The 25,686-nt window shown below is 67.2% G+C and carries 24 protein-coding genes; 8 read left to right on the forward strand and 16 right to left on the reverse strand.

What is annotated here, in order from left to right:
- The 7 genes from AC6RA4_RS07880 to AC6RA4_RS07910 form a co-directional block, all read right to left on the reverse strand.
- Positions 1–1,431: calcium-binding protein (locus AC6RA4_RS07880; RefSeq protein ID WP_500159086.1), on the reverse strand; the 1,431-nt coding region annotated here is incomplete at its 3' end.
- A 434-nt stretch (positions 1,432–1,865) separates the two neighbouring features.
- Complete coding sequence (locus tag AC6RA4_RS07885) at positions 1,866–3,164, reverse strand: TRAP transporter large permease (protein WP_500159089.1); 1,299 nt, start codon at positions 3,162–3,164, stop codon at positions 1,866–1,868.
- The gene (locus tag AC6RA4_RS07890) at positions 3,161–3,658 is read right to left on the reverse strand and encodes a TRAP transporter small permease (protein WP_500159091.1); all 498 of its coding nucleotides are present in this window, start codon (positions 3,656–3,658) and stop codon (positions 3,161–3,163) included. Before AC6RA4_RS07890 ends, AC6RA4_RS07885 begins: the two co-directional genes overlap by 4 nt.
- Positions 3,658–4,638 carry a TRAP transporter substrate-binding protein gene (locus tag AC6RA4_RS07895; protein ID WP_500159093.1) on the reverse strand — a complete coding sequence of 327 codons (981 nt, stop codon included), beginning with the start codon at positions 4,636–4,638 and terminating at the stop codon, positions 3,658–3,660. Before AC6RA4_RS07895 ends, AC6RA4_RS07890 begins: the two co-directional genes overlap by 1 nt.
- A gap of 67 nt (positions 4,639–4,705) precedes the next feature.
- Positions 4,706–5,884, reverse strand: a complete 1,179-nt coding sequence (locus tag AC6RA4_RS07900; RefSeq protein ID WP_500159095.1) for an NAD(P)/FAD-dependent oxidoreductase — start codon at positions 5,882–5,884, stop codon at positions 4,706–4,708.
- The gene (locus AC6RA4_RS07905) at positions 5,881–6,204 is read right to left on the reverse strand and encodes a 2Fe-2S iron-sulfur cluster-binding protein (protein WP_500159097.1); all 324 of its coding nucleotides are present in this window, start codon (positions 6,202–6,204) and stop codon (positions 5,881–5,883) included. The genes AC6RA4_RS07900 and AC6RA4_RS07905 overlap by 4 nt, the downstream gene beginning before the upstream one ends.
- Positions 6,205–6,241: 37 nt before the next feature.
- Positions 6,242–7,417 carry a cytochrome P450 gene (locus AC6RA4_RS07910; protein WP_500159099.1) on the reverse strand — a complete coding sequence of 392 codons (1,176 nt, stop codon included), beginning with the start codon at positions 7,415–7,417 and terminating at the stop codon, positions 6,242–6,244.
- Positions 7,418–7,542: 125 nt separating this feature from the next.
- On the opposite strand from AC6RA4_RS07910, the gene AC6RA4_RS07915 reads away from it, so the two are divergent.
- On the forward strand, positions 7,543–8,445 hold the full coding sequence (locus tag AC6RA4_RS07915; protein ID WP_500159101.1) for a LysR family transcriptional regulator: 903 nt from the start codon (positions 7,543–7,545) through the stop codon (positions 8,443–8,445).
- Positions 8,446–8,527: 82 nt separating this feature from the next.
- Here AC6RA4_RS07915 and AC6RA4_RS07920 read toward each other — a convergent pair whose 3' ends face one another.
- Entirely contained in the window at positions 8,528–9,478 is a 951-nt protein-coding gene (locus AC6RA4_RS07920; protein WP_500159103.1) for an alpha/beta hydrolase, read from the reverse strand.
- A 113-nt stretch (positions 9,479–9,591) separates the two neighbouring features.
- Positions 9,592–9,945 (reverse strand): cyclophilin-like fold protein, encoded by a 354-nt coding sequence (locus tag AC6RA4_RS07925; RefSeq protein ID WP_500159105.1) that lies wholly within the window; start codon positions 9,943–9,945, stop codon positions 9,592–9,594.
- Positions 9,946–10,288: 343 nt separating this feature from the next.
- Here AC6RA4_RS07925 and AC6RA4_RS07930 point away from each other — a divergent pair, with 343 nt between their 5' ends.
- Both AC6RA4_RS07930 and AC6RA4_RS07935 read left to right on the forward strand, forming a co-directional pair.
- The gene (locus tag AC6RA4_RS07930) at positions 10,289–10,750 is read left to right on the forward strand and encodes a (R)-mandelonitrile lyase (protein ID WP_500159107.1); all 462 of its coding nucleotides are present in this window, start codon (positions 10,289–10,291) and stop codon (positions 10,748–10,750) included.
- A gap of 120 nt (positions 10,751–10,870) precedes the next feature.
- Complete coding sequence (locus tag AC6RA4_RS07935) at positions 10,871–11,767, forward strand: LysR family transcriptional regulator (RefSeq protein WP_500159109.1); 897 nt, start codon at positions 10,871–10,873, stop codon at positions 11,765–11,767.
- A gap of 187 nt (positions 11,768–11,954) precedes the next feature.
- On the opposite strand, the gene AC6RA4_RS07940 is transcribed toward AC6RA4_RS07935, so the two are convergent.
- On the reverse strand, positions 11,955–12,842 hold the full coding sequence (locus AC6RA4_RS07940; protein ID WP_500159111.1) for a LysR family transcriptional regulator: 888 nt from the start codon (positions 12,840–12,842) through the stop codon (positions 11,955–11,957).
- Positions 12,843–12,951: 109 nt separating this feature from the next.
- Between AC6RA4_RS07940 and AC6RA4_RS07945 the strand changes: the two genes are divergently transcribed.
- The gene (locus AC6RA4_RS07945; protein WP_500159113.1) at positions 12,952–13,932 is read left to right on the forward strand and encodes an NAD(P)-dependent alcohol dehydrogenase; all 981 of its coding nucleotides are present in this window, start codon (positions 12,952–12,954) and stop codon (positions 13,930–13,932) included.
- A gap of 142 nt (positions 13,933–14,074) precedes the next feature.
- On the opposite strand, the gene pdxA is transcribed toward AC6RA4_RS07945, so the two are convergent.
- From pdxA to AC6RA4_RS07975, 6 genes are all read right to left on the reverse strand, one after another.
- The gene (gene pdxA / locus AC6RA4_RS07950) at positions 14,075–15,064 is read right to left on the reverse strand and encodes a 4-hydroxythreonine-4-phosphate dehydrogenase PdxA (RefSeq protein WP_500159115.1); all 990 of its coding nucleotides are present in this window, start codon (positions 15,062–15,064) and stop codon (positions 14,075–14,077) included.
- Between the two features lie 31 nt (positions 15,065–15,095).
- Entirely contained in the window at positions 15,096–16,073 is a 978-nt protein-coding gene (locus AC6RA4_RS07955) for a phosphoglycerate dehydrogenase (protein ID WP_500159117.1), read from the reverse strand.
- Positions 16,073–16,960 (reverse strand): dihydrodipicolinate synthase family protein, encoded by an 888-nt coding sequence (locus AC6RA4_RS07960; RefSeq protein ID WP_500159119.1) that lies wholly within the window; start codon positions 16,958–16,960, stop codon positions 16,073–16,075. Before AC6RA4_RS07960 ends, AC6RA4_RS07955 begins: the two co-directional genes overlap by 1 nt.
- Before the next feature lie 15 nt (positions 16,961–16,975).
- Positions 16,976–18,460, reverse strand: a complete 1,485-nt coding sequence (locus tag AC6RA4_RS07965) for a tripartite tricarboxylate transporter permease (protein WP_500159121.1) — start codon at positions 18,458–18,460, stop codon at positions 16,976–16,978.
- Between the two features lie 111 nt (positions 18,461–18,571).
- Complete coding sequence (locus AC6RA4_RS07970; protein WP_500159122.1) at positions 18,572–19,528, reverse strand: tripartite tricarboxylate transporter substrate binding protein; 957 nt, start codon at positions 19,526–19,528, stop codon at positions 18,572–18,574.
- Between the two features lie 39 nt (positions 19,529–19,567).
- Complete coding sequence (locus tag AC6RA4_RS07975; protein ID WP_500159124.1) at positions 19,568–20,023, reverse strand: tripartite tricarboxylate transporter TctB family protein; 456 nt, start codon at positions 20,021–20,023, stop codon at positions 19,568–19,570.
- A gap of 387 nt (positions 20,024–20,410) precedes the next feature.
- Between AC6RA4_RS07975 and AC6RA4_RS07980 the strand changes: the two genes are divergently transcribed.
- From AC6RA4_RS07980 to AC6RA4_RS07995, 4 genes are all read left to right on the forward strand, one after another.
- Positions 20,411–21,529 (forward strand): iron-containing alcohol dehydrogenase, encoded by a 1,119-nt coding sequence (locus AC6RA4_RS07980; RefSeq protein ID WP_500159126.1) that lies wholly within the window; start codon positions 20,411–20,413, stop codon positions 21,527–21,529.
- A 5-nt stretch (positions 21,530–21,534) separates the two neighbouring features.
- Positions 21,535–22,557 carry a four-carbon acid sugar kinase family protein gene (locus AC6RA4_RS07985; protein ID WP_500159128.1) on the forward strand — a complete coding sequence of 341 codons (1,023 nt, stop codon included), beginning with the start codon at positions 21,535–21,537 and terminating at the stop codon, positions 22,555–22,557.
- A gap of 58 nt (positions 22,558–22,615) precedes the next feature.
- Entirely contained in the window at positions 22,616–23,320 is a 705-nt protein-coding gene (locus AC6RA4_RS07990) for a FadR/GntR family transcriptional regulator (RefSeq protein ID WP_500159130.1), read from the forward strand.
- Positions 23,321–23,677: 357 nt separating this feature from the next.
- Positions 23,678–25,686 (forward strand): pentapeptide repeat-containing protein (locus AC6RA4_RS07995; protein WP_500159132.1); only part of this gene is annotated, 2,009 nt, incomplete at its 3' end.

The following is a 25,686-nucleotide window of genomic DNA, read 5'->3' on the forward strand; positions in this document are numbered from 1 at the left end:
CGCGACACCGACCTGCGACAGCTCGCCGGTCGCGTAATCCTCGACCCAGCGGCTCAGGCCGCCCTTGTCCGGGTCGCGGTCGAAGGCGGTCTGGTAGAGACGGAAGATCTGTGCGGTCTCGACCTCGAGGCTCGAGCTGTTCTCGAAATCGCCGTAGATCATATCGTCGCCGCCACCGCCGCCGATGTTGTCGGCGCCACGATCCCCGTAGAGCGTGTCGTCACCGCCGGCACCGCGGAGGATGTCATCGCCCATGCCCCCGGAGGCCCAGTCGCCGATCATGCCGGTCGAGGCGTTGTCCAGCCCCTGATCGCCATCCGCCCAGGTCCCGGTATGGATCTCGTCGTTCCCGGCGCCGCCGTAGATCGTGTCGGCACCGTCGGCGTTCACATCGAACATCGTGCCAACCGCCTCGGACACCCGGCTGTCGTCGTCGCCGGTGATGATGTCGTCGCCGGCACCGCCATGGATCATGTCATCGCCGGCGCCGCCGGCATAGCCGTTGTCGTAATCGTCGAGCGTCAACGCACCGGAGGCACCGTTGTCGGCCGCATCCGCCTGGTTCTGATCATCGGCCCCGGCCCGGAGGTCATCGTCTCCGCCGGCGCCATAAAGCACGTCGCGCCCGGCTCCGCCGGTAAGCGTGTCGTTGTCGGCGCCGCCATTGATGCTGTCATCGCCTGCCTGGCCATCGACCATGTCGTCTCCGAGACCGGCATCGTAGAGGTCGTCACCGTCCCCGAGCATCGTCATCGTCGATGCCAGCATGCGCTGCTCGCCCAGCAGCTCCATGGCCTCTTCGAAAGTCGCGGCTTCGATATCTCCGGCCGCCGCGGGCAGGATCGGGATATAGCCGTTCTCGCCGCCATCGACCTCGCCTCCGGTGCCCTCGCCAATGCCGTCCGGCACCTGGACACCATGGATGACGATCTCGCGCAGCGTGAGCGGCATCAGATCGGCCGCGGTGTAATCCGTCATCGAAACCGGGCTGAAGAAATTGCTGTCATCGGTCAGGTCGTAGCTCTGCACGAACGACAGGGTTCCGTTCTCGTCCGCCATCGGCATTGCGCCGGCCTCGGGCGAAACCAGCGGCAGCAGCACGTCGCCATATCGGCCAAGGCCTTCCAGCACTTCGACCATGCCATCGAGATCGGCGTCATCCGCCAGCGTCGGCGCGGTCGAGTCGATGGGGGTGCCGTCCTCGTCGAACAGCCCGTGCACATGCTGCACGTGGGTTTGCGACGGCGTCAGGCCAGTACCCGCGATCGCCACGTTGAGATAGGAGGATCCGTCTTCGTCGGTCTCCATCGCGATGATGGCCGTCGCATTCACGCCGGAACTGTTGAGCGCGTCGAAATCAACGGTCCAGAACGCGTCTGCGCGCGAGAGAAAGGTTTCGAACGAACTGTAGGACGAAGCCAGATGTGCCATAGGTGATCTCCTCTTTCATCATGGGTCACATCGAGTAGCCACGTAGCCCCGGCGGAATAGTTTCTGATTTGAGGTGAATAAATTAAATAAAGCCCGCTGCGCTGGTCTTGAGAGGACGTCGGTGAGGCACGGATTTCGCGGCACCCTCCGGAAACATCAACGGAAGCGGCAGGAGGAGAGCGGTTGCCCCGGGGCGGGGGTCAAGCCACCTCGGGCTGCAGCCTTCAGTGATGGACCGAAGACCCTAAGGTGTCGAAGACTGTCGCAACGCGCCTTGAGTGCCCGGCCAGGGCTGGACCGTCTCGCGTATGCGCGGTCGGTGTCGCGGCTTGCTCGTTTTCGGCAACGACGTGAGCCGGATGGCTCCGGGCCACCGTCATGCGAAGCGGCGTCGCCGCGGCACCGAGATGGCGCCGCGGTTCGCCCCCGGGACGCTACATCATTCCCGGCAGCCAGAGCGAGAGCTGTGGCAGCGCCACCAGCAGGCCGAGCGTCACCAGCATGGCGAACCAGAACGGGATCACGCCCCAGAAGATCTCGCTCAAGGGCACGTCGCGCGCCACCGACTTTACGATGAACACGTTGATCCCGACCGGCGGCGAGATCAGCCCCATCTCGAGCGTCAGCACCACCAGCACCCCGAACCAGATCGGATCGATGCCGAGCGACAGGATCACCGGCATGAAGATCGGCAGGGTCAGAACCAGCATCGCCAGCCCCTCGAGGAAGCAGCCGAGCACGAGGTAGATCGCGAGGATCAGGATCAGCGTGCCATAGGTCCCGAGATCGAAGGCGACGAGCATCCGGCTGACTTCGGCCGGCAGGTGGCTCAGCGCGATGAACGGGTTGATCAGGTGCGCCGCCATCAGGATCAGCATGACCGAGGCGGTGGCGGTGACGCTGCTGCGCGCCGCCTGCCAGAAGCTGCGCAGGTCGAGCGTGCGGCTGATCGCGCCGATGGCGATGACCAGTGCCGCGCCGACGCCCGCGGCTTCGGTGGGCGAGAACACGCCCGTGTAGATGCCGCCGATGGTCAGCAGGATCACCACGAGGATCGGGATCGCGCCGAGAAACGCCCGACCCTTCTCCGACAGCGTGGTGGACGGGCCCTTCGGTCCCAGCGCCGGCTTGAGGGCGCAAAGCAGAAGCACGGTCAGCAGGAACAGCGTCAGCAGCAGGATGCCGGGAATGACCCCCGCCATGAACAGCCGGCCGATGCTCTGCTCGGTCAGGATGGCGTAGATCACGAAGCCGGTGGAGGGCGGGATCAGGATGCCCAGCGTGCCGCCCGCCGCCACGACGCCGGTGGAGAGGCGCGGGCTGTAGTCGAAGCGGTCCATCTCGGCCAGCGCGGTGCGGCCCATGGTCAGCGCCGAGGCCACCGAGGAGCCCGAGAGCGCCGCGAAGCCACCGCAGCCGATCACCGTCGCCGCCGCGAGCCCGCCGCGCACCTGCCCGATGGTGGCATAGGCGGCCTCGTAGAGCCGGCGGCTCATGCCGGTCACGCTCGCCACATTGCCCATTAGGATGAACAGCGGCACCACGATGAGCTCGGAATTGGAGGCCAGCGCGAAGGTCTCGGAGGCCAGCAGGCCGGTGGCGGCCTGCAGCCCGTTGAGGATCCAGATCCCCGCGAAGCCCACGGTGAACATGGCAAAGGCCACCGGGATGCGCAGCAGCAGCAGGGCAAGCAAGAGCACGAAGCCCGCGCCGCCGATCAGAACCGGGCTCATGATGTCTCTCGCTCGGGATGGGGGCGGCGCGGGGTGATCAGCGCGCGCAGGATCAGCGCCTGCGCGGCCACCAGCGACAGCGCGCAGAGCGCGTATTGGAACCACGCCGTCGGCAGGCGCAGAAGGTTGCTCGACAGGTTCAGCATCTGGCTCAGCTGCGCGCTCTTGAAGACGGCGTAGGCGATCGCCACGAAGATCCCCGCGCCAAGCAGGCCGGCGACGAGATCGATGGCGCGGTTGAGGCGCGGCGACATGCGCGGCTCGAGGATATCGACAACGATATGCCCGTCCTCGCGGCCGCAAAGCGCCATGCCGCCGAACACCACGATGACCATGGTCATCATCACCAGATCCTGCGCGCCGTAGAGCGGCATGCCGAAATTGCGCCCGATCACGTCGATGACGATCACCGCGACCACGAAGAGCAGCCCCAGCGTGCCGACGATCGCGGAGAGGCTGATCAGCCCCTCCGCAAACCTGTGCAGGGCGCGCATCACTGGCCCTGGATCGCGGCCAGCGCCGCTTCGCCGCCGACCTCGGCGACATAGGCGTCGGTCACCTCGGCGAGCGCATCGTCGAAGGCCTTGCTCGCGGCTTCGTCGAGATCGTTGACGGTGATCGCGTCCGAGCTGCGGGCCTCCTCGAGCGCCTTGTCGGCGGTGGCGACCCAGGCCTCCTCGGTCATCTTCGAGATCGGCTCGCCCTTGATCGCGTCGAGCGCCGCGCGCGCCTCCTCGGAGAGACCGTCGTAGGCGGCCTTGTTCATCACCGTGTAGAAGGTCAGGCGACCGAGGTTCGGCCCGGTGGTGACGGAGCTGACAACCTCGTTGAGCTTGAAGTCCGACAGCACCGAGGCGCCGCTGACCAGCCCGTCGATCAGGCCGGTCTGCAGGCCGTTATAGACCTGCGTCATCGGCAGCTGCACTGGCGTCGCGCCGAGCGCTTCCATCGCCTCGGCGGCGATCGAGCCGGCAACGCGGATCTTCAGGCCGCTGAGATCCTCGGGGCTCAGCACCTCGCGTTCCTTCATCATCAGCACGTTGGGCTCGGCACCCCAGAGCGCGATGGCCTCGGTCATCGGGAACTCGCCCTTGAGCTCGCCCTCGAAGGCGCGCCAGAGCGCCGCGTAGCCCGGCTCCTCGAGCGGCAGCGCGCCCGGCAGTTCGACGATCAGCGTCTTGGGGAACTGCGACGAGGTATAGCCCGGCAGACCCCAGCCCATGTCGGCGGTGCCCTGCAGGATGCGGACATACTGGTCGGCGGGCCCGGCGCCCAGCTCGCCGCCATGGAAGGCGCGCAGGCTCGCGCCGCCTGCCCCGCTGCCGTCGAGCGCCTCGGCCAGCGGCTCGATCTGCGCTGCGGTGATAGTGTGGAACGGCGGTGCCCAGTTGGCGTATTTCAGCTCCTGGGCCTCGCTCGAGACCGCAAGGCTCGCGGACAGTGCCGCGCCCAGGGTGAATGACGTGATCTTCATGGTTCTCCTCCCGTTTGAACCTTCTTGAAAAGCCCGCGCCGCTTGGGCGGCACGGCCCAATGCTGTCTCAGGCGGCGATGGCCTCCTTGAGCGCGTCGAGATCGCCCGATCCCCCCGGCCCCAGAAGCTTGCGCGCCTTCATGTGGGCCCGCGCGTTGTTCACCGTCTCGACCGCAGCGAGGCCGGCGGCATCGAACCGCGCGACCAGCCCCTCCGAGACGACCTCCTCTGTCGCCCCGGGGCCGGCGAAGCCCGCGATCTGCAGCTTCTGATCGCCCTGATCGGACCAGAACCACGGCAGCGCCTTGTAGTCTGCGTGATCCCCTCTGGCGATGCGCGCGGCGATCAGCCTTGCGTGGTCGGTCGCGGCCTGAACGCTTTCCAGCCGCACCATCGCGCCGCTGCGCGGATCGGGGAAGCAGGCGCAATCGCCAAGCGCCGAGATCGCCGGATCCGAGCTTTGCAGCTGCGCATTGACCGTCACGCCGTTCGAGGTCTCCAGCCCGGCGGCGGCGGCGAGCTCGGTATTGGGGCGCACGCCGGCGGCGAGCAGCACGAAATCGGCATCGACCCGCGTGCCATCGTTGAGGCTGACGCCCGCCGTGTCGATGCCAATGGCGGCACGGCCCAGATGCAGAGCGACGCCGCGGGCGCGGTGCCAGTCTTCGAAATGCCGCGACATGGAGGGGGACACCGCCCGCGCCATCAGCCGCGGCGCCGCCTCTATGACGCTGACCTCGTGGCCGAGCTTGCGCGCCACGGCGGCGAACTCGAGCCCGATGAACCCTCCCCCGATCACCGCGATGCGCCGGGGCGTGGCCAGCGCCGCGCGCAGCCGGGCGGCATCTTCGAGCGTGCGCAGATCGCAGGCCAGCTCCAGCCCGTCGATGGGCGGGCGCAGGTTGCGGGTGCCGGTGGCGAGGATGAGATGATCGTAGCCCAGCCGCCGGTTGGCCCCGGCGATCTCGAGCCGCACTTCGCCGGCGCTGCGGTCGATCTCGAGCACCCTGGTGCCGGGCACGTACTCAACCTGCTTGCTCTCGAAAAAGCTCGCAGGCCGCAGCACCGGCGCCTCGGCCTTGCCGTCCTGCAGATAGGCCTTGGAGAGCGGCGGGCGCTGGTAGGGCAGCCCGGGCTCGGCCCCGACCAGGGTGATGCTGCCGTCGAAACCGTTCTGGCGCAGGCTGATCGCGGCCTGAAGCCCGCCCTGCCCGGCTCCGACGATGACGACGCGCTCAGAGCTCACAACTGCTCCTCCGGCAGGTGCACCACCAGCCCGTCGAGCGACGGGTCGAGATTGATCTGGCAGGACAGGCGCGAGCGCTCTGTGACCTCGGAAGCCGCACCCTCGAGCATCTCGTCCTCGTCGTCGGAGCGCGCGCCGGTCTTCGCCTCCCATGCCTCGTCGACATAGCAGTGACAGGTGGCGCACATCATCGAGCCGCCGCATTCGCCGACGATGCCCTCGACATCGTTCGACACCGCGGCCTGCATCACGCTGGTGCCCTCCTCGGCCTCGATCACCGTCTCGGTCCCGTCATGGGCGACATAGGTCACCTTGATCATCGTCGTCTCCTCCTCGAAAGTCGTGGCGCTGCCTGGCTCAGTTGAGCACCACCGGCAGGTTGATCGGCCCGCGGAAGCCGAAGCCCTTCCAGACGACCTCGTCCGGGTTCGGCAGGGTCATGTTGGGGAAGCGGTCGAACAGCATCGGCAGGATGATCTTGCCGACCGTGCGCCGCGCCACATGGGCGCCCGCGCAATGATGCGGGCCGTTACCGAAGGCCTGATGCGGGTTCTTGTCGCGGAACACGAAGAACGACTCGCCGTCCTCGTAAAGCTCCTCGTCGCGGTTGGCCGAGGCCTGAATGGTCATCACCGTGTCGCCCTTGGGGATCTCGTACCCGCCAAGCTCGGTGTCCTCGGTGACCAGCCGCGAGCTCGCCTGGATCGGCGCGACCCAGCGGATGCCCTCCTCGAAGGCCTTGTCCCAGGCATCCTGCGCGCGGACCTCGGCAAGCTGGTCGGGATTGGTCAGAAGCCCGTAGAGGATCGTCGCCAGCGCATCGCGCGGCTCGTTGATGCCGCCGCCGATGGCGATCTTGATATTGGCGTGGATCTGGCTCATCGGGATCGGATCCTCGGCGGTCAGCATCAGAGCATAGGCGGAGCCATCGGGCTCGGCGCGGCGCATCGGCTCGAGCGCGGCGAAGAGCGCGTCCATCTCGTCATTGGCAGCGTCGGAGGCCGCGAAGGGCTCGGGCTTCCAGCCGAAATTCCCCGCCCCGTCGATCAGCAGCTGCGACCAGCGCATCATCTGCTCGTCGCTGGCCTCGGGGATGCCAAGGATATGCGCGAGGATGCGCGCCGCCAGCGGGCCGCAGAGATCGGTGAAGAGATCCACCGTCTCGCCGCGCGGCAGCCGGGAAATGTACTCCTCGGCGAGCTGCTCGTAAAGTGGCCCCCAGTCCGACTTGATCCGTTTCGGCGTCAGCGCCTTGGAGATCGCCTTGCGCTCGACGAAATGCGCCTTGCCATCCTTGCGCATCAGCGTGTGCGCCCGGAAGGCCGGCTTCATCGGGGTCTTGGGGTCGTCGCTGCTGAACAGCTCGGGGTTGTCCTTGACCGCCTTGGTCAGCGCCGCCTTGGTGAGCAGCGTCCGGCCCGTGGAGGCGACCCGCAGCACCGGGCTCTCGGCGCGCAAACGGCGGTAGATCGGATAGGGATCCGTGCTCAGTTGGTCGAGCGTGATCGATCCGTCAAGCGGTGCCAGTGCCATGAACTCCTCCCAAAGTTCTCCTCTGGGGGCACTGTAGAAAACCGCAGGCTTGCCAAGCAATGCGATGGAATGGTTACCTTCCATCGAATAATTCGATGGACACCCAGCCGACGCGAGGTCTTCCCATGGCGCAGCCCAACGCCGACCCCTTCAGCATCGACTTTGCCGCGCTGAACCTCCTGCGCGTCGTGCACGAGCTCGGCTCCTTCACCGCCGCCGCCGAGAAGCTCAACGTCAACCAGTCCGCGGTGAGCTATACCATCGCCAAGCTGCGCGCCTGCTTTCACGATCCGCTCTTCGTCCGCGAGGGCGGGCGGCAGGTGTCGACCGACCGCTGCGAGGAAATCCTCGCGCGCTCGCTGCAGATGCTGGGGACGCTCGACGAGATGCTGCAACCCGATGCCTTCGATCCCGGCAGCGCTACGCAGAACGTCACCATCGCCTGCAATTACTACGAGCGCGTGCTGCTGATCCCGGCGCTGGTCAACGCGATCCGGCGCGAGGCGCCGGGAATGACCGTCAAGGTCATCAACGCGCTTGGCGACGGCCATCTGCGGCTCCTGAACCGCGAGGCCGATGTGCTCATCGGCCCGTTCGCCCGCTCGGAATCCGGCTTCCATTCCCGTCGGCTCTATGTCGAGGAATACGCCTGCCTGATGGATGCCGCCCACCCGCTGGCCGACGCCGCGCTCGATATCGACAGCTATCTCGGGCTCAACCACGTGCTGATCGATTACGGCGGCGGCTGGCAATCCGCCTACCTGCGCGAGCTCGAGGCGGCGGGGCACCGGATCGCACCGGTGGTGATCGCGCCGAGCCCTGCCGGGCTCGCGACGCTGATCGCCCAATCCGATCTGGTGGCGACGGTGCCGCGGCGGTTGGGGGAGTTTAATTCGGACCGGCTCAGGGTCACCGAGTGCCCCTTCCCGGGGCGGTTCGACGTCTCGCTGGTCTGGGCGGCGCATACCAACGCCTCGGCGATGCATCGCTGGCTGCGCGAACTGATCTGGCGCATCGCGCGCCCCTGAAGGCGCAGGCGCAGACATCGAACGCCGCAAAAAGACGCCCCGTCCCCTCGCGGAGACGGGACGCCTGCGACAGTCCCGGCGTTTATTTCAGTGCGTCGGCGAAGAAGCTCTCGATCTTGGCGAAGGGGATCTTCTCGACCTTCTCGTAGAGATCGACGTGGTTCGAGCCTTCGACCAGATAGAGCTCCTTGGGCTCGGACGCATCCTTGTAGACGTCTTCCGAGAAATACAGAGAATGCGCCTCGTCCCCGGCGACCAGCAGGATCGGACGGCCCGCCAGCCAGTCGAGATCCTGCAGCAGCGCGAAGTTCATCCAGCTCGGCGTCGAGGTCATGGTGAACTGGGTGATCGAGCGCGGGTGATAGCCGCGCGGACGCGAGTAGAATGCACCGAACTCCGCACCCACGGGGTTTTCCTCGGCATCCCACGCGAGCGGCGCGCCGCGGTCGGTAAGCGCCGGCTCGCCGGTTTCGAAATCCGCCCAACGCTGCTCGGCCAGCGTCTTGAGCGTGGCGAGGCGGTCCGCATCGCTCAGGCTGTCGCCGAAGCCCATCTTCTGCATCCGGCTGATGTCATACATCGAAACGGTGGCCACCGCCCTGATGCGCGGGTCGATCTTGGCCGCCGACAGCGCGAAGCCGCCCGAACCGCAGATGCCGATGGCGCCGATCTTCTCGCGCGACACGAAGGGGCGGGTGCCGAGGAAATCGACGCCGGCCACGAAATCCTCGACCATCTGGTCGGGCGAGGACAGGTGATGCGGGTAGCCCTCGGAGGCGCCGTTATAGGCCGGATCGAAGGTCAGCACGACATAGCCCTTCTGGGCCAGCTCGTTCGCATAGATGCCCGGGCCCTGCTCCTTGACGCCGCCATAGGGCGCGCCGACGATGAGGGCCGGGTACTGCTTGCTCTCGTCGAAATCGGCGGGGCGGTAGAGGTCGGCGGAGAGGCCGAGGCCATAACGGGTCTCGAAAGAGACCGGGGTGCGGGTGACGGTCTCGGAAAGCGCGAAGATGTAGTTGTCGGCAGACATGTCGGAAGTCCTTTCAAGGTTTGATCGGTCGCGCCCCGGGGAGGTCCGGGGGCGCGGGGTATGAAGCGGGCGCCGGTCTCGGGCCCGTCGGTGAGAGAGCAGCGGCGCGGTTGTCAGCCGGACCGGTCGAGGCGCGCCATGAAGGCCCCGTCGCGGAGCAGCGCGTCGATCGGGCCGTCGAAGGCGCCAAGCCGCACGAGGCCGCTGGTGGCCGGGAACGGCTTGTAGAAGATCGCCAAGTTGCCCCACGGCGCGTAGAGCGTGATGTCTCCGGCCTTGGCGGCGTAGCGCGCCGGCGCGCCGGAGGTGTCGAGCTTGCGCGGCAGATCCGCGACCTTCTCGATGCCGTGGTAATCGCTCAGGCTCAGCTCGAGCGGCAGCAGCGACGCGAAATCGCGGCCCACCACGCTGTCGTTGAGCGTGGCGCGGAGCGTGATGTCTCCGATTGTGACGGTGATCGCGGTCATTGCGGGCATCCTCCCTGCGAGGCGGAGTGGCGTGGCGGGGAAGCCGGCGCCGCCCCTTTGATGACCAGAAACCTATCCGCTGGGGGAGAAAGGTTTAGCCCCTGCATATTTCTCCCTCACATGAACAGGGATCATCAATCCCATGGGAACACCGTGCCGGCTTCCGCGTTGCCGCGTGCCCCGGTCTTGTCGTGACCTCTCATGAGAGCGCCTCATGAGCGGCAACGGATCTCCGGCATTATCCTTACTCCGCCTGCGCTTATCTCGATGGCCAAGGGCGCGGGTCTTGCCGCGCATCCCAGGCCTTCCGGCCGCCTCTCACACCCAACGGAGACGACCAGACATGACACGCACCTTCACCGCAGCCGCCCTCGTGCTCGCCACGGCAGGCTTTGCCTCGGCGCAGGAAATGACCCAGACCACCGGCCTCGAGCGCGGCGGCCAGATCGGCAGCGACGAGACCTTCACCGGAACCGTCTTCGTGGCCCCGGTCTTCGGCCCCAACATGAACGATGTCAGCGCCGGGGAGGTGATCTTCATGCCCGGCGCGCGCGCGGCCTGGCACACGCACCCGATCGGCCAGTATCTCGTCGTGACCGCCGGCACCGGCTGGTACCAGGAAGAGGGCCAGCCCAAGCAGATCATGCGCACCGGCGACGTTGTCTTCGCGCCGGCGGGCGTGAACCACTGGCACGGCGCCACCGACACCACCTCGGTCACCCACTACGCCATCCAGGCGGCTGAGGACGGCTCTGCCGTGAGCTGGGGCGCCCTGGTTTCCGACGAGGATTACCTCGGCGAGTGAGACCCGCCCCCATTGTGCGGCCCCGGAGCGGGGCTGCACAATCGGTGGACGCGATGAATCCTGCACATATATAACCGGAGGAAGATCCCCATTCCGATACTCAGCGGCGACCCCTCCAACATGATCCGAGAGAACATCAACGACCTGATCGCGCTGGCCGCCGTGGCCGAGGAGCGCAGCTTCACCAAGGCGGCGGCGCGGCTCAACGTCTCGCAATCGGCGCTGAGCCACGCCATCAAGGGGCTGGAGCAGCGGCTCGGGCTGCGGCTGCTGACCCGCACCACGCGCTCGGTGGCGCCGACGCTCGAGGGCGAGGACCTGCTCGCCACCCTCAACCCCTGCTTCGAGAAGATCGAGGCGCGCCTGCAGGCGCTGAACGATTCCCGCGATCAGCCGACGGGCACGGTGCGGATCGTCGCGGTCGAGTATGCCATCGAGTCGATCCTCTGGCCCAAGCTCTCGCCGGTGCTGAAGGAACACCCTGCGGTCAATGTCGAGCTGGTGATGGATTACGGCTACACCGACCTCGCCTCGTCGCAATGCGATGCGGGCGTGCGCTATGGCGAGCAGGTGAGCGAGGGCATGATCTCGATGCGCATCGGTCCGGACGAGCGCATGATCTGCGTCGGCGCGCCGGAGTATTTCGACATCAATGGCACCCCCGGCGAGCCTGCCGAGCTGAGCGCGCATCGCTGCGTGAACCTGCGGCTCTCGACCCATGGCGCGCTCTACGCCTGGGAATTCGAGGATGCCGAGGGCAACGAGATCCGGGTCAAGGTCTCGGGCCAGACCTGCTTCAACACCATCAATCCCGTGCTGCGCGCGGCGCTCGACGGGCACGGGCTGGCGCTGGTGCCGGAGCGTCTGGCCCAGCCGCATCTCGACAGCGGTGAGCTGCGCACCTGTCTCGACGAGTATTGCCCGTCCTTCCCGGGCTTTCATCTCTACTACCCGAGCCGCCAGCGCCCCTCCTCGGCCTTCGAGGTGGTGCTCGCGGCGTTGCGGGAGCGGCGCTGAAGATTGAAGAGGCGCGGTTCAGGTCATGGACTGACCGGCACCAAGGATGGTTGCGCAGCCGCAAATCTCTGAGCGGTGGGGCGATGAGTCAGCGTGCCTGTCCCGGACGAAGCGCCGCCTGCGGCGTGGTCCCATCGGCGCTGAGTGATCAGATGGACAGAAACCCGGGCCAACCGAAGGATGTCCGTCAGACCGCCGGCGCGAGAAAGGCCGCGCGGCGCTCCGACAGCGCGTCGCAGAGGTAATCGACAAACAGCCGGACGCGGCGCACCCGGCGCAGCTCGCCGTGCAGAAGGACCCAGGTTGAGCGCCGTTGATCGAGCTCCGTCCCCGGCACGCGTTGCAGCTCGGGGAAGACCGACGTCACCCAGGTGGCAAGAAAGGTCATCCCGGCGCCGGAGCGCGCGAGCTGCAGATGCATCTCCGGATCCGGCACGCAATGCCGCACCCTTGCCTCGGGAAACGCCGATCCAGCGATCATTGCGGCAAGCTCGGGCACATCGCCATAGCCGATCCAGGTCAGCCCGCGCCCCTTTCGGCCCGCCTCCGGAAGAGCGCGGTCGATATAGGCCCGCGAGGCAACCACACCGATCGGCAGGGGAAACATCTTCCGGCCCACCGCGTCGTCCTCGATCGTGGCGGCGTGGCGGATCGAGACATCCGTCTCGTTCCGGGCGATCGAGTCGAGCGAATAGGCGAGCCGAAGCTCGATCTCGATCTCGGGGTAAAGCGCGGCGAACTCGGCCAGAACTGGTGCCAGCAGGTAATGCGCCGTCATCGGATCGGCCGACAGCCGGATGCGCCCCGACGCCTCGCGGTCGAGCCCCTGCACCGCATTGAAGCCCTTGAGCAGAGCGGCCTCGGCCTCGAGCGCCTGCGGCAGCAGCCGTTGCCCTGCCGCTGTCAGCGACAGACCATCCGCGCCGCGCCGGAACAGCCGGGTGCCAAGCTGCGCCTCCAGCGCCTCGACCTGACGGCGCAGGGTTGCGTGGGTGCCCCCCAGCTGCTCCGCAGCCGCCCGGAGCGAGCCCTGTCGCGCCACCGCCAAAAAGGCGGGAAGGGATTTCCAATCCATCACCAACCGGATCGTTTTTGAACCATTGTGGTTTATCTTAGCCACTCCGCGGTTCGAAAAGAAACCTCTATTCCCCTTGGCACATCCCCGAACCCCAAGGAGATCTTCCATGATTGCGACCCGCACAGCCTGGCACATCCCGCGCTATGGCCGCCCGGAGACCCTGACGCCGGTCTCCCTGCCCATGCCCCGGCCCGGACCGACCGAGATCCTGATCCGCATCCGCGCCTCTGCCGTGACCCGGGCCGACGGCATGATGCGCAAGGGCGAGCCGCTCTTTGCCCGCCCCTTCCTTGGCCTCCGTCGTCCGCGCAACGGGCTCTCCGGCACCGGCCTGTCGGGCGAGGTGATCGCGGTCGGCAGCGCGGTCACTCGGTTCGCGCCGGGCTACGCGGTTTTCGGCGAGGCCGGGCTGCGCTTCGGCGCCAATGCCAGCCACATCTGCCTCGATGAGGGTGGGGTGCTGATGCCCAAGCCCGAGACGCTGTCGCATGAGGATGCGGCTGTGCTCTGTGACGGCGTTTTGACCTCGTGGCATTTCCTGCGCAACCTCGCCCGGCTCAAGAGCGGCGACCGCGTGCTGATCCTGGGCGGGGCCGGCAGCCTTGGCAGCGCGGCGGTGCAGATTGCATCAGGGCTTGGCGCCGAGGTCAGCGCGACCTGCAGCGCGCGCAACGCCGAGCTCGTGGCGTCGCTCGGGGCCAGCCGTGTGATCGACTACACCCGAGAGGACGCCCTGCGGCAGGGCGCCGGCTACGACGTGATCTTCGACGCGCTTGGTGTGGCGTCCTATTCCGCCGCCAGCGCGGCGCTGGCGGAGAACGGGCGGTACCTCTGCCCGGTCCTGACGCTGGGCCGCTTGCCAGCGCTTTTGCTGTCCGGCCTTGCGGGTGGGAAACGGGCCCTGTTCGCGGCCGCGGGCCTCGAAAAGCCGCAACGCCTTCGCGCCATGCTGGCCGAGATCCTGAACCTGATCGAGCAGGACCGTCTCGCCCCGGTGATGGACCGGATCTACCCGCTGTCGGACCTCGTCGAGGCGCATGCCTATGTGGAGGCCGGGCACAAACGCGGCAATGTCGTCGTCGTCTGACCGGCGCTGGCCGCGTGCTTTCGGTGCAAACGCCCTGACCGCCAATCATCGTGCGCGCCGAGACCCCGAGGCGCCCGGAGCGGCAAGCGCACCGGATGACGCCCTCGAGACACCCGGCCTGCGGCCGCCCGCGACCCGTCGCTCAGGCGGCGACGGCCCGCTTTGCGGTCGCCAGCTTGCCGGCGTAATCCAGCGCCGCCAGCATGTTGACGTGGTTCGCCTTGCCGGTGCCCGCGATGTCGAAGGCGGTGCCGTGATCGACCGAGCAGCGGTCGATCGGCAAGCCCAGCGACACGTTCACCGCGGTGTCAAAGGCGATGAGCTTGATCGGGATGTGGCCCTGATCGTGGTATTGCGCGATCACCAGGTCGAAAGCACCGGTATTGGCGCGATGATAGACCGTGTCGGCCGAGATCGGCCCGGTCACGTCGATGCCCTCGGCCTTGGCCATCTCGACCCCCGGCGTGATCTGCAGATCGTCCTCGCGGCCAAACAGCCCGCCCTCGCCGCAATGCGGGTTGATCCCCGCCACCGCGATGCGCGGACGCTCGAGCCCCATGCGGCGCAGGTGGGTGTGGCCGGTGCGGATGGTCTCGAGCACGCGCTCGGGGGTGGCGCGGTCGATGGCGTCCTTGAGCGACACGTGGGTCGAGACGTGCAGCACGTTGAGCGTCGGCGAGGCCAGCAGCATCCACGACGACTTGCAGCCGGTGAGATGCGCCAGCATGCCGGTATGGCCGTCATAGTGGTGCCCCGCCGCGTTCAGCGCCGCCTTGTTGATCGGCGCGGTAACGATGCAGGAGGCATCGCCGGCGCTGGTCAGCTCGACGGCCTTCTTGATATAGCGGAAGCAGGCTTCGCCACAGGCCTCCGACAGCACGCCGAATTCGCCCGGCAGCCCTTCGGTCGGGACGTCGATCACCTGGAGTGCGGCGGCGTCGCCGGCGCCTTGCGGTCGCAGCGCGAGGTCGAGCCCGCAGGCTTGCACGGCGCGCGCCATCGTGTCGGCATCGCCGATCACCGCGTAGCGGGCGCGCTCTTCGGGCGACAGCGAGGCCATCGCCTTGACGGTGACTTCGGCGCCAACGCCGGACGGGTCGCCCATGGTGATGACGATGGGTTGCTCTGACATCTTGGTCTCTCCGGATTTGCGTGCCGCGCCCTCAGCGGGCGGCGAGGGCGTCTGCGTTGAGCATGCGCGGCGGGGTCTCGCCCGCCAGCACCGCGTCGAGGCTTTCGATCACCATCAGCCCGACATTCTCGAGCGCTTCGCGGGTGTCGGCCCCGGAATGCGGGGTGAAAACGGCGTTGGGATGCGAGAACACCAGGTGCGTGGTGTCGGGCGGCTCTGAGACATAGGCGTCGATGGCGACACCACCGAGCCGGCCGCTCTCCAGCGCCTGCGCCACCGCGTCGAGATCCACCACCTCGCCGCGCGCGAGGTTGATGAGCTTGGCGCCCGGCTTGACCTGCGCCAGCGTCGCGGCGTTGATCAGCGCGGCGTTGTCGGCCCCTCCGAAGACGTGAAGCGAGACGTAATCCGACTGCGCCAGCAGCGCTTCGAGCGGCAGGAAGCTGACCCCGTGCTCGGCGGCGAAGGCCTCGTCGGGATACATGTCGGTGGCGACCACCTGCATGCCGAGGCCGCGCGCCAGCTTGGCGAGCCGCTTGCCGATATTGCCAAGCCCCACGATGCCGAGCGTCTTGCCGCCCAGCTGCGTGCCGATGCGACGGTCCCAGCCGCCGGAGGTTACCGAGGCGTGGCCCTGCGGGATCCAGCGCGCCATGGAGAACATCAGCCCCACGGCGAGCTCGGCCACCGCGTCGGCATTGGCCGCGGGCGTGTTGCAGACCGGCAGGCCGGCATCGGTGCAGGCGGGAATGTCGATATTGTCGACGCCCACGCCGTGCTTGATCACCGCGCGCAAGCCCTTGCCCTGCGCCAGCGTCTCCGGGGTCACCGGGACGAGCCCCACGACCAGCGCATCGGCGCGGCCGATATGCTCCGAGAGACCGCCATCAGGCTTGCCCGGATCGGCGCAGGTGATGAACTCCCAGCCGCGCTCGGCGATCAGATCCGGCACCCGGCCATGCTTGCCAAAGCCCGGAGAGGTGCTGACGATGACGGGTCTCGCGGCCATCAGATCAGCTCGTATGTCTTGAGGATCGCCTCGATCTGCTTGTCCTGCTCGGGATCGGGCAGCAGCGCCGGCTGGCGCGAGGCGCCGACGGAGGGATCCATCACCCAAAGCGCGCGCTTCACCAGCGCCGGCGGATAGCCGAGCTTGTAGAGATCGGTGCGGAAGCTGCCATAGGTTTCCTGCGCCTTGGCCGCGCCCGCCTCGTCGCCGGCATTGAAGCACGACACGATCTTGGCAAGCACCTCGGGCATGACGTTGCCAAGCCCCGAGATCGCGCCCTTGGCGCCGTTCTGGAAGGCCCAGTGCACGAGGTGGTCGGGCCCGGAATAGACGTCAAAGCCCTCTTCCTCGCGACCCACCGCCATATACTGCTCGAGGGTCTCCTGCGCGCCGCCCGAATCCTTGATGCCGGCGATGTTGGGGTGCTTTGCCAGCACCCGCGCGGTCTCGGGCTCGATGTGGTTCTGGGTGCGGGCGGGGATGTCGTAGAGATAGACCGGTGTGTTCACCGCGTCGGCGACGGTGGTGAAGTGGCGCACCAGCCCGTCCTGTGTGCAGGCGATGAAGAACGGCGTGATCACCGCGATGCCGTCGACGCCGATGCGGTCGAATTCGCGGGCCAGCGCCACGGTCTCGAAGGTGGCGGGCATGCCGGCGTTGACGATGACCTTGGCGCGGCCATCCACCTCGGCCACGACCTCCCCGGTCAGCTTCACCTTCTCGTCGAAGGTCAGCGCCGAGAAATCGCCGTTGGTGCCCGCGCACATGATGTTGTTGCCGGCGGCCACTTGGCGTCGCACCTGCGCGCGCGTGGCCTCATAGTTGATGGTCTCATCGTCGTTGAAACAGGTGACGAGGGCGACAAAGGCCTCTTTCTGCGAACTCATGCGAGGGCTCCTTGGTCAGATGTTTTGCGCGGCGCGGCGGCGCTGGATCGCGCGGGAGAGGAAAGGCCAGCCGGCGGAGAGCACGGTCAGTGCGAGGAACAGCAGCGTGATCGGCGTCGAGACGAAGGCGAGCACGTTGTCGTCGTTTTGCAGCAGACCGCGGCGAAGGTTGGATTCGAGCAGCGGGCCGAGGATCAGCGCGATGCAGAGCGCCGCCTGGCTGAAGCCGAATTTCTGCATCCCCCAGCCCAGCACGCCGAAGCCCACCATGGTGTAGAGGTCGACCGGGTTCAGGTTGATCGAGAACGCGCCGATGAAGCAGAAGACGACGATCGACATGGCCAGAAGGCGGCGCGGGATCATCAGGATGCGGCTGAAGAGCGGGATCAGCGCCATGCCGAAGATGAACATGAAGATCGTCGCGATGAAGGTGCCGCCGAACATGCCCACGACCACGTCGGGGTTGGTCTGGAACAGCATCGGCCCCGGCGCGAGGCCCTGGATCAGCAGGCCGCCCATCAGCACCGCGGTGACCACGTCGCCGGGGATGCCGAGCGCCAGCAGCGGGATCAGGGCCGCGGCGCAGACCGCGTTGTTGGCGGATTCCGTGGCCGCGATGCCGGGCGCGTAGCCGGTGCCGAACTTCTCCGGCGTCTTCGAGGCGCGGCGGGTCTCGTTATACGAGATCCAAGAGGCGGTGCCCGAGCCGGTGCCCGGCACGATGCCGATCAGCGTGCCGATGAGCGAGCCGCGGATCAGCGCGCCACGGCTCTCCTTCATGTCCGTGCGGCTGGGCCAGCGGCCCGAAACGCTCTTGATCGGCTCCTCGTCGGCGGCGATGCGCTCCATCTGGGTGAAGACTTCCGAAAGCGCGAAAAGGCCGATGAGCGCGGGGGTGAAGGCAAAGCCGGAGGCAAAGCCCTGAATGCCAAAGGTATAGCGCATCACGCCCGAGATAGGATCGGCGCCGACGGTCGAGATCAGGATGCCCAAGAGCCCCGAGATCGCGCCCTTGAGCAGGTCGCCCGAGAGCGAGGCGATGATGGTGAGACCGAATAGCGCCAGCGCGAAATACTCGGGTGCGCCGAACTCGAGCGCGATGCCGGCGAGCTGCGGTGCCAGCGTCGCCAGCACGATGGCCGCGATCAGGCCGCCGATGGTCGAGGCGATGGTCGCCATGCCGAGCGCCTTGCCGGCCTCGCCGCGCTGCGCCATCGGGTAGCCGTCGAGCACCGTCGCCGCCGAGGCCGGGGTGCCCGGCGTGCGCAGCAGGATCGACGATACGCAGCCGCCATAGATGCCGCCGATATAGATGCCGATCAGCATGTTGAGACCCATCACCGGGGTCATGCCGAAGGTCAGCGGGATCAGCAGCGCCACGCCCATGGTCGCGGTCAGGCCCGGCAGCGCGCCGATGACGAGCCCGCCCAGCGTGCCGGCGGCGATGGTCAGCAGCACCTGCAGATCGAGAAGCGGGGTGAGAAAGGCGATGGAATCCATGACGGTCCTGAAGCTCTGTCCTGCGGCCGCGCGCGGCGGCTCGTCTTTGGGTCAGGACAGGGCGCCGCAGCGCCCTGCCCCGGTGTCATGCGCCCTGTCGGGCGCACGGGATCAGTTGTTCATGCCCAGCATCTCGAGCTTTTCGAGCACCGCCTTGGTGGTCTCCATGTCCTGGCGGGCACGGGCCTCGAACTCTTCGCCGGTCTCGAAGGTGACGAATTCGCCCATGTCGGTCAGCGTCTTGACGAACTCCTCGTCGGTCGCGACCTTCTCGACCGCGTCGCGCAGCCAGGCCACCGTCGCCTCGTCCATGCCCTTGGGTCCGATCAGGCCCTTCCACGACGACCAGGTGAAATCGACACCCTTCTCGACCGCGGAGGGGGTGTCGGGGAAGAGGTCGATGCGCTCGTCTTCCATGACGAAGAGCGGGGTCATCTGGCCGGCCTCGGAGGCGGCTTTTGCCTCGGCGGGCGAGGCCACCATGGCGTCGATATGGCCGCCGATGCAGGCGGTGCGGGCCTCGGACGAGCCGTTGAACGGCACCGACTCGATGGTGATGCCCGCGGCGTCGGCAAAGGCCTCGGCCGAGATCTGGTTGGCGCCGCCGGCGCCCGAGTTGCCGACCTGCGGCGCGTCGGACTTGGCGTATTCGACAAAGGAGTCATAGTCGGCGAAGGGCGCGTCGGCGCAGGCCACCATGACCTGCAGCGACCGGGCGTAGAGGCCGATGAACTCGACATCGTCGAGCTGGTAATCCGTTCCGCCGATCAGCGGCTTGATGACCAGCGGGCCCTGCGCGCCGGCACCCAGCGTGTAGCCGTCGGGGCGGGCGTTGATCGCTGCCGAAGAGCCGATGCCGCCACCGCCGCCGGGCTGGTTGCGCACCACCATCTGGCCGTCGAAGATGCGCTCGAACGCGTCGGCCACGACCCGCATCGACAGGTCGGTGGAGCCGCCGGCCGAGTAGGGTACGACCACCTGGATCGGGCGCTGCGGGTAGTCCGCCGCAAGCGCGCCGGTGGCTGCGAGGGCCGCCGTGGCGGCGCCGAAAAGTGCTGTCTTGAACATGAAGTGTCCTCCCTTCAGATTGGTTAAGAAGAATTGGGGTCAGGGCAGCCACACCGAGAGCAGCTCGGTGAAGCCGAAATAGATCGCGAGGGTCATGCCGACCGGGAACAGGATCACCAGCAGCCAGTTGCGCTCACCCAGCAGCAGCAGGCCGAGGATGAAGGCCACGATTGTCGAGGGCAGGTAGCCCACCGGCATGAAGGCCACCGCATAGGCGATCATCACCAGCGTGAACCCGGCCATCGAGAGCAGCACCTTCTTGCCCGGCAGCGTGATGTCGGTCTTGGGATCGTGCTCGGCGCGCAGGGCCCGGACGATCAGCATCACCGCCAGCAGCGCGATCAGCGCGGTGACCAGCCAAGGCACGAAGCTCGGCCCGGCGACGCCCGGGTTGAAGCCCTGCTTGATATAGGTTGCGCGCCAGCCGGCGAAGCCGCACAGCGCCAGCAAACCGCCGCCGATCCAGAGATCCGCCCTTGCTTCCCGAACGATCATCGCAGGTCCTCCTCGCATCGGGGAGAGCGGGCAGGCCGCCTCCCGAGTCTTGCTGGTCAACATGACGACAAGCTGACAACCTGTCAATTGGTGAAACTTGTTTTCTTCATCTTTCGCAAATTCCACCCAACCCGCATCGCGCACGGACGACACAATCGCGGCGAAATTGGCAGATCATATCACTGTTTTAATTAACATAATTGACACACCCAACAGCACTCCGACCAATACCTTCGCGCCTGAACCCCACCCAAACCGCCAGACTTACTATTTGACAAGTTGTAAAACATGCGCCAGTCCTGATGTCAGATTCACGGCTCCTCGCCCCGCAGGAGCCGACTCAGACCAGCGGCGAGACGCTGATTTCGCCACGAGGAGGATTTCGCGATGCACAACCTGACGACCCCCATCGAATTGCGCCGTCCGGCTCTTGTTCACTATGGCAGCGGCACGCTCGCGAAGCTGGCCGACTGGGTCGCGGCAGAGGGCTACAGCGCGCCCTTCGTGGTCGCCGACCCGATCAATGCGGCGCGGCTCGACGCGCTCGGCCTCGGAACCGTCGCCTGCTTCGGCGAGGTCGTGCCCGAACCCGGCACCGACAACCTCAACGCCGCCGTCGCGGCGGCTGGTGACGCCGATCTGGTGATCGGCTTCGGGGGAGGCTCGGCGATGGATCTCGCCAAGCTCGTTGCGGTGATGATGGGGCAGGACAAGCCGCTCTCCGAGATCAGCGGCCCGAACCGCGCCCCCGCCCGCAAGGTCGGCCTGGTGCAGATCCCGACCACCGCCGGCACCGGCTCCGAGGTCGGCACCCGGGCGCTGGTGACCGATCCGGAAACCAACAGCAAGATCGCCACCGAAAGCCCCTACATGCTCGCCGATCTGGCGATCATCGACCCCGATCTGACGATGACCGTGCCGCCACATGTCACCGCCGCCACCGGCGTCGATGCCATGGCCCATTGCGCCGAGGCCTTCACCTCGAAGCGCGCCCATCCGCTGATCGACGGCTACGCGTTGCAGGGAATCGCGCTCGTCGGGCAGTATCTCAAGCGCGCCGTTGACCATGGCGACGATGCCGAGGCCCGCGCCGGTCTGGCGCTCGCGGCCTTCTATGGCGGGGTCTGCCTCGGCCCGGTCAACACCACCGCCGGCCACGCCCTGAGCTACCCGCTGGGCACCCGATACAAGCTGCCGCACGGCATCGCCAACGCGTTGATCTTCCCGCATGTTCTGGCCGCCAATGCCGAGGTGCGCCCCGAGAAGACGGCCCAGATCGCCGCCGCGCTCGGCTTCGACGGCGGCAGCGAAGAGGCGGTCCGCGCCGGCGCCACCGCGTTCTGCGAGGCGCTCGGCCTCGACATGCGCCTGCGCGCCCATGGCGTGGCCGAGGACAGCCTGCGCGCCATGGCCGAAGAGGCCCACGGCATCCGCCGCCTGCTCGACTGGAACCCGCGCGACCTCTCGGTGGACGAGATCGAGGCGATCTACCGCCGCGCGTTCTGAGACTGATGCGGCCGCGGGTCCACATCGTCGCCGACGACCTGACCGGCGCGCTCGACAGCGCCGCGGGCTTCGCCGCGCGCGGCGCCCGGGTGCGGGTGGCCTGTACGCCGGCGCATCTCCCCGCAGCGCTGGACTCCGGCGCCGATGTGATCGCGGTGGCGACGGGCACGCGCGACGGCAGCGAGGCCGCGGCGCGGACTGCGGCGAACGCCGTGGCGAAGGCGATGGAGGGGCGCGGCGGGCTGCTCTTCAAGAAGATCGACAGCCGGCTCAAGGGCCATATCCGCGCCGAGCTCGACGCGCTGGTCCCCGCCGATGCGCCGCTGCTGGTCAATCCTGCAATCCCGGCACTTGGCCGGTTCTGCGCCAATGGCGCGGTGACCGGGGCCGGGGTCGCAACGCCCATTCCGGTGGCCGAGCGGATCGGGCGGGATGTCACCCTGTCAGATACGCCCGACCAAGCTGCGCTCGACGCCCAACTCCCTCCCCAGCTCGAAAAAACCACCTTCGTCGGCGCCGCAGGACTGGCCGAGGCCCTGGCCCGGCGGCTCTGGCCCGAGCCGCAGCCACGCCCCCTGCCCCGTCCCGAGCTGCCCGCCCTGCTCGCCATCGGCTCGCGCGATCCGGTGACCTCGGCGCAGCTCGCCGCGCTGCGCGACGTGCCGCTGGCAGAGGCCCCGAACGGCGCCTGCCCCGCCCTGCCCGATGCCCCGCTGCTGGTCCTGCGCATGACGCAAGGCCCCGAGGCCATCGACGGGGCGCAGGCAGGGGCCGCCTTTGCCGAGACCATCGCCACGGCCCACGCCCGTCTGCGCCCCGCCACGCTCTTCGCCTGTGGCGGAGAAAGTGCCGCCGCATTGCTGGCGCGGCTGACCATCGGCCAGCTCGACGTGCTGGGCGAGGTGCTGCCCGGCGTGCCGGTCGCACGCTGCGCCGATGGCCCGCCGTTGCTGCTGATCACCAAGTCCGGCGGCTTCGGACCACCCGACACGCTTGTCAAACTTGTAAAATTCCTCGTGAATGACTAAGCCCAGAGGGTGACACGGAGCCAAACCCCATATGCCGAACGGGAAGACGAAATCCAGGATGCCTCTGGCGGACAAGGTCTACCACTCGCTGCACGCCCGCATCGTGAACGGTGACTACCCCGCCAACGAGAAGCTGCCCGCCGAGATGCAGCTCGCCGAAGAGTTCGGCGTGTCGCGCCCGGTGCTGCGCTCGGCGCTGGAACGGCTGCGCGAAGAAGGTCTCGTGGTGTCGCGGCAGGGCGCCGGCAGCTTCGTGCGCGCCGCCCAGCCCCACGTGCCGTTGGGCTTTGCACGGGTCGAGACCCTTGCCGACATCCAGCGCTGCTACGAGTTCCGCATCAACCTCGAGACCGAGGCCGCGGCCCTCGCCGCCGAACGCCGCAATGCCGATGCGCTCTCCGAGATCGAGCAGGCGCTCGACCTGCTGCGCGCCGCCACCGGCTCGCTGCAGCACCGCGAGGACGCGGATTTCATGTTCCACAGCGCCGTCGCGCACGCCTCGAACAACCAGTATTTCGAGGCCACGTTCCGCGCCCTGCGTGACCACGTGAACGTGGGCATGAAGCTGCATGGCGAGTCGTTGATGAATGACGGGCGCAAGGGACTCGAAGAGGTGCTGGCCGAGCACACGGCGATCTTCGAGGCGATCCGCGATCGCGCTCCGGACATCGCCCGCCGCGAGATGCGCAACCACCTGATGCACTCGCGCGACCGGCTGTTCGGCGGCGGCGCGCTGGACCTGAGGATGCCCGAGGCCGGCTGATCTCGGATCCCGAAGCGGATGCCTGTCGCGGCCCCTCGCAGACCGTCGAGGGCTACCCCCGTAAGTTCGCAGCACCCCGCGACAGGCGCGTCTTCGCATGCAAGCGATACGGCCCCGCCTCCAAGGCACTCCCGCAGACCGGCTTGAGAGACACCGCGCCAACCGCCGGCCCATGCGCCTGCGGACCAACAGTCACGGCCTTCTGCACCCGAGCCACAGTCCGCGAATAGCGTGGCTCGCGCCCCTCTCAAAACGCCCGCAAAATAAAAGATTTACAATCTAAGGTCGTATTACTAACGTCTTAGTTGTTTTTAGATTCTGATCTTCACCCTCTAAGGCGTTTGAGAAAGGTCCAAGATGTTCCGGACCATAGTGGCGAGTGGCTTTCTCCTGACCGTTCTGGCGTCCCATGTCGAGGCCGCCTGTCCGACCTCGATACCGGCGGATTACAGCGGTCAGACGATCAACGACTTCAATTTCGGGGCCTGCCCCGACAACAGTCTCGACAATGCGAATTTCAGCGGCGCCAATCTTCAGGGATCGACGTTCGCCGGGGCCAGCCTCGTCTCCGCCGATTTCACCGGCGCCGAGCTTGGACCGAGCGCCACCTATCCGGCGGTGAATTTCAGCGGAGCGGTCCTGGCTGGCACCGTCTTCGTGGGCGCCGAGATGCCCGCGACGGATTTCACCTTCGCCACGATCCACTGCACCGATTTCTCGCAGACCAACCTGCTCGAAGCGCGGTTCGGCGCGACCCAGAATATCGTTGCCGACGCCACCTGCCGGACCGACTTCACCGGCGCCAGTCTCGATATCGGACTGATCACCGACCCCTCCGCGCCGGACCAGCGCGGCAACTGGCGCGTGAGCGACTTCACCAACGCGAACTTTCACGGCGTCGACCCCGCCAAGGTCAATTTCCGCGCTCAGGACCTGAGCGGCGCGATCCTGACCGGCACCAACCTGGCGGCGCTCGACTTTACCGGTGCCAATCTCAGCGACGTGAAACTCAACGGCACCTTCCTGCAGCACGCGACGTTCGACACGACCGCGCTCAACGGCGCCGATTTCACCGGCGCGGCGTTGACCGGCAGTCGCTTCATCTGCGCGCAGGGCTTCGGCGCATCGGGGGGCACCAGCACCGCCGACGGGAGCCCCTGCCCCAAGGCGCCCGCGCCGGTCACTGCCTCGAAACCGGCGGATTTCACCGATGCCACGGCGGACAATGCCGACTTTACCGGCGCCCAGCTGTCGCAATCGAAGTTCTCGGGCGCGGTGCTCACCCGCAGCACCTTTACCTATGCCGACCTCAGCCAGGCGGTGTTCGAGGCACAGGGCGCGTCGATCCCGCCCGCGCAGGTCAAGTTCGCGATCTTCGACCATGCCAAGTTCAGCCAGTCTCGGGTCTCGTCGGTCGACTTCTCGGGATGCTCGATGGTCGGCGCGGACTTCAGCGGCACCACGCTCAGTGGCACCAACTTCGCCGGCGCCACGATGGACACCGCCCAGTTCGCCAAGGCCAACATCCAGCAGACCAATTTCAGCCAGACCAGCCTGAAATCGGCAGGCTTCGTCGGCGCCACGATCTCGCAGATCACCGGGGCGGGCAAACCGCCCGAATTCAGCTGCGCCCAGCTTGGCGGGGCGGATTTCTCGAACGCCTCGGTCAGCTCGGCGCTGTTCAACAACGCGGTGATGGTCGACAGCCAGTTCTGCTGCAAACCCAAGAGCGCCGGCGGCGATCCCTATTGCGGCATCATCGACAGCCTCGGGACCGCCTATGGCCCGACCAGCTTTCCCAACGTGACTGGAACCTCGGTTCGCTGCCCCGACAACAGCCTCGCCACCGATACCGGCTCGGGCAAGAGCCCGGCCGAGCTTTGCCCCGACACCTGGAGGCTCGCCGCGAACTGGACCACCACCGGCTGTACCGCGTCGGGCCAGACCACGATGTGGTCGATCAACTGCAACGCGGGCCCCGGCAACGTCGTGCAATTCGCCGACCAGAAGCTGAAGGCCTGCATCCTCGAAAGCCTGCCCGCCGACGAGACCGAAGTCCTCATCACCACGGCCGAGGCGATCGGCGCCGTCAACTGCCCGGCGCGGGACATCACCGACATCACCGGGCTCGAGCATTTCACCGCCATGCACACGCTCGATCTCAGCGGCAACAAGCTGACGAGCTTCGGGCTCAGGTTCACCGGCAACAAGACCGGTCTGGTGTCGCTCAACCTCGAAGCGAACCAGCTCACCTCGCTCGACCTTTCGAGCATCGACCCGATCGAGTTCCTCAATGTGGCCAACAATCAGCTGACCGGGATCACCCTGTCGGCCAACACCTACCTGTCGTCGCTCTACGCCCAGTA

The organism is Salipiger sp. (genome assembly GCF_059781815.1).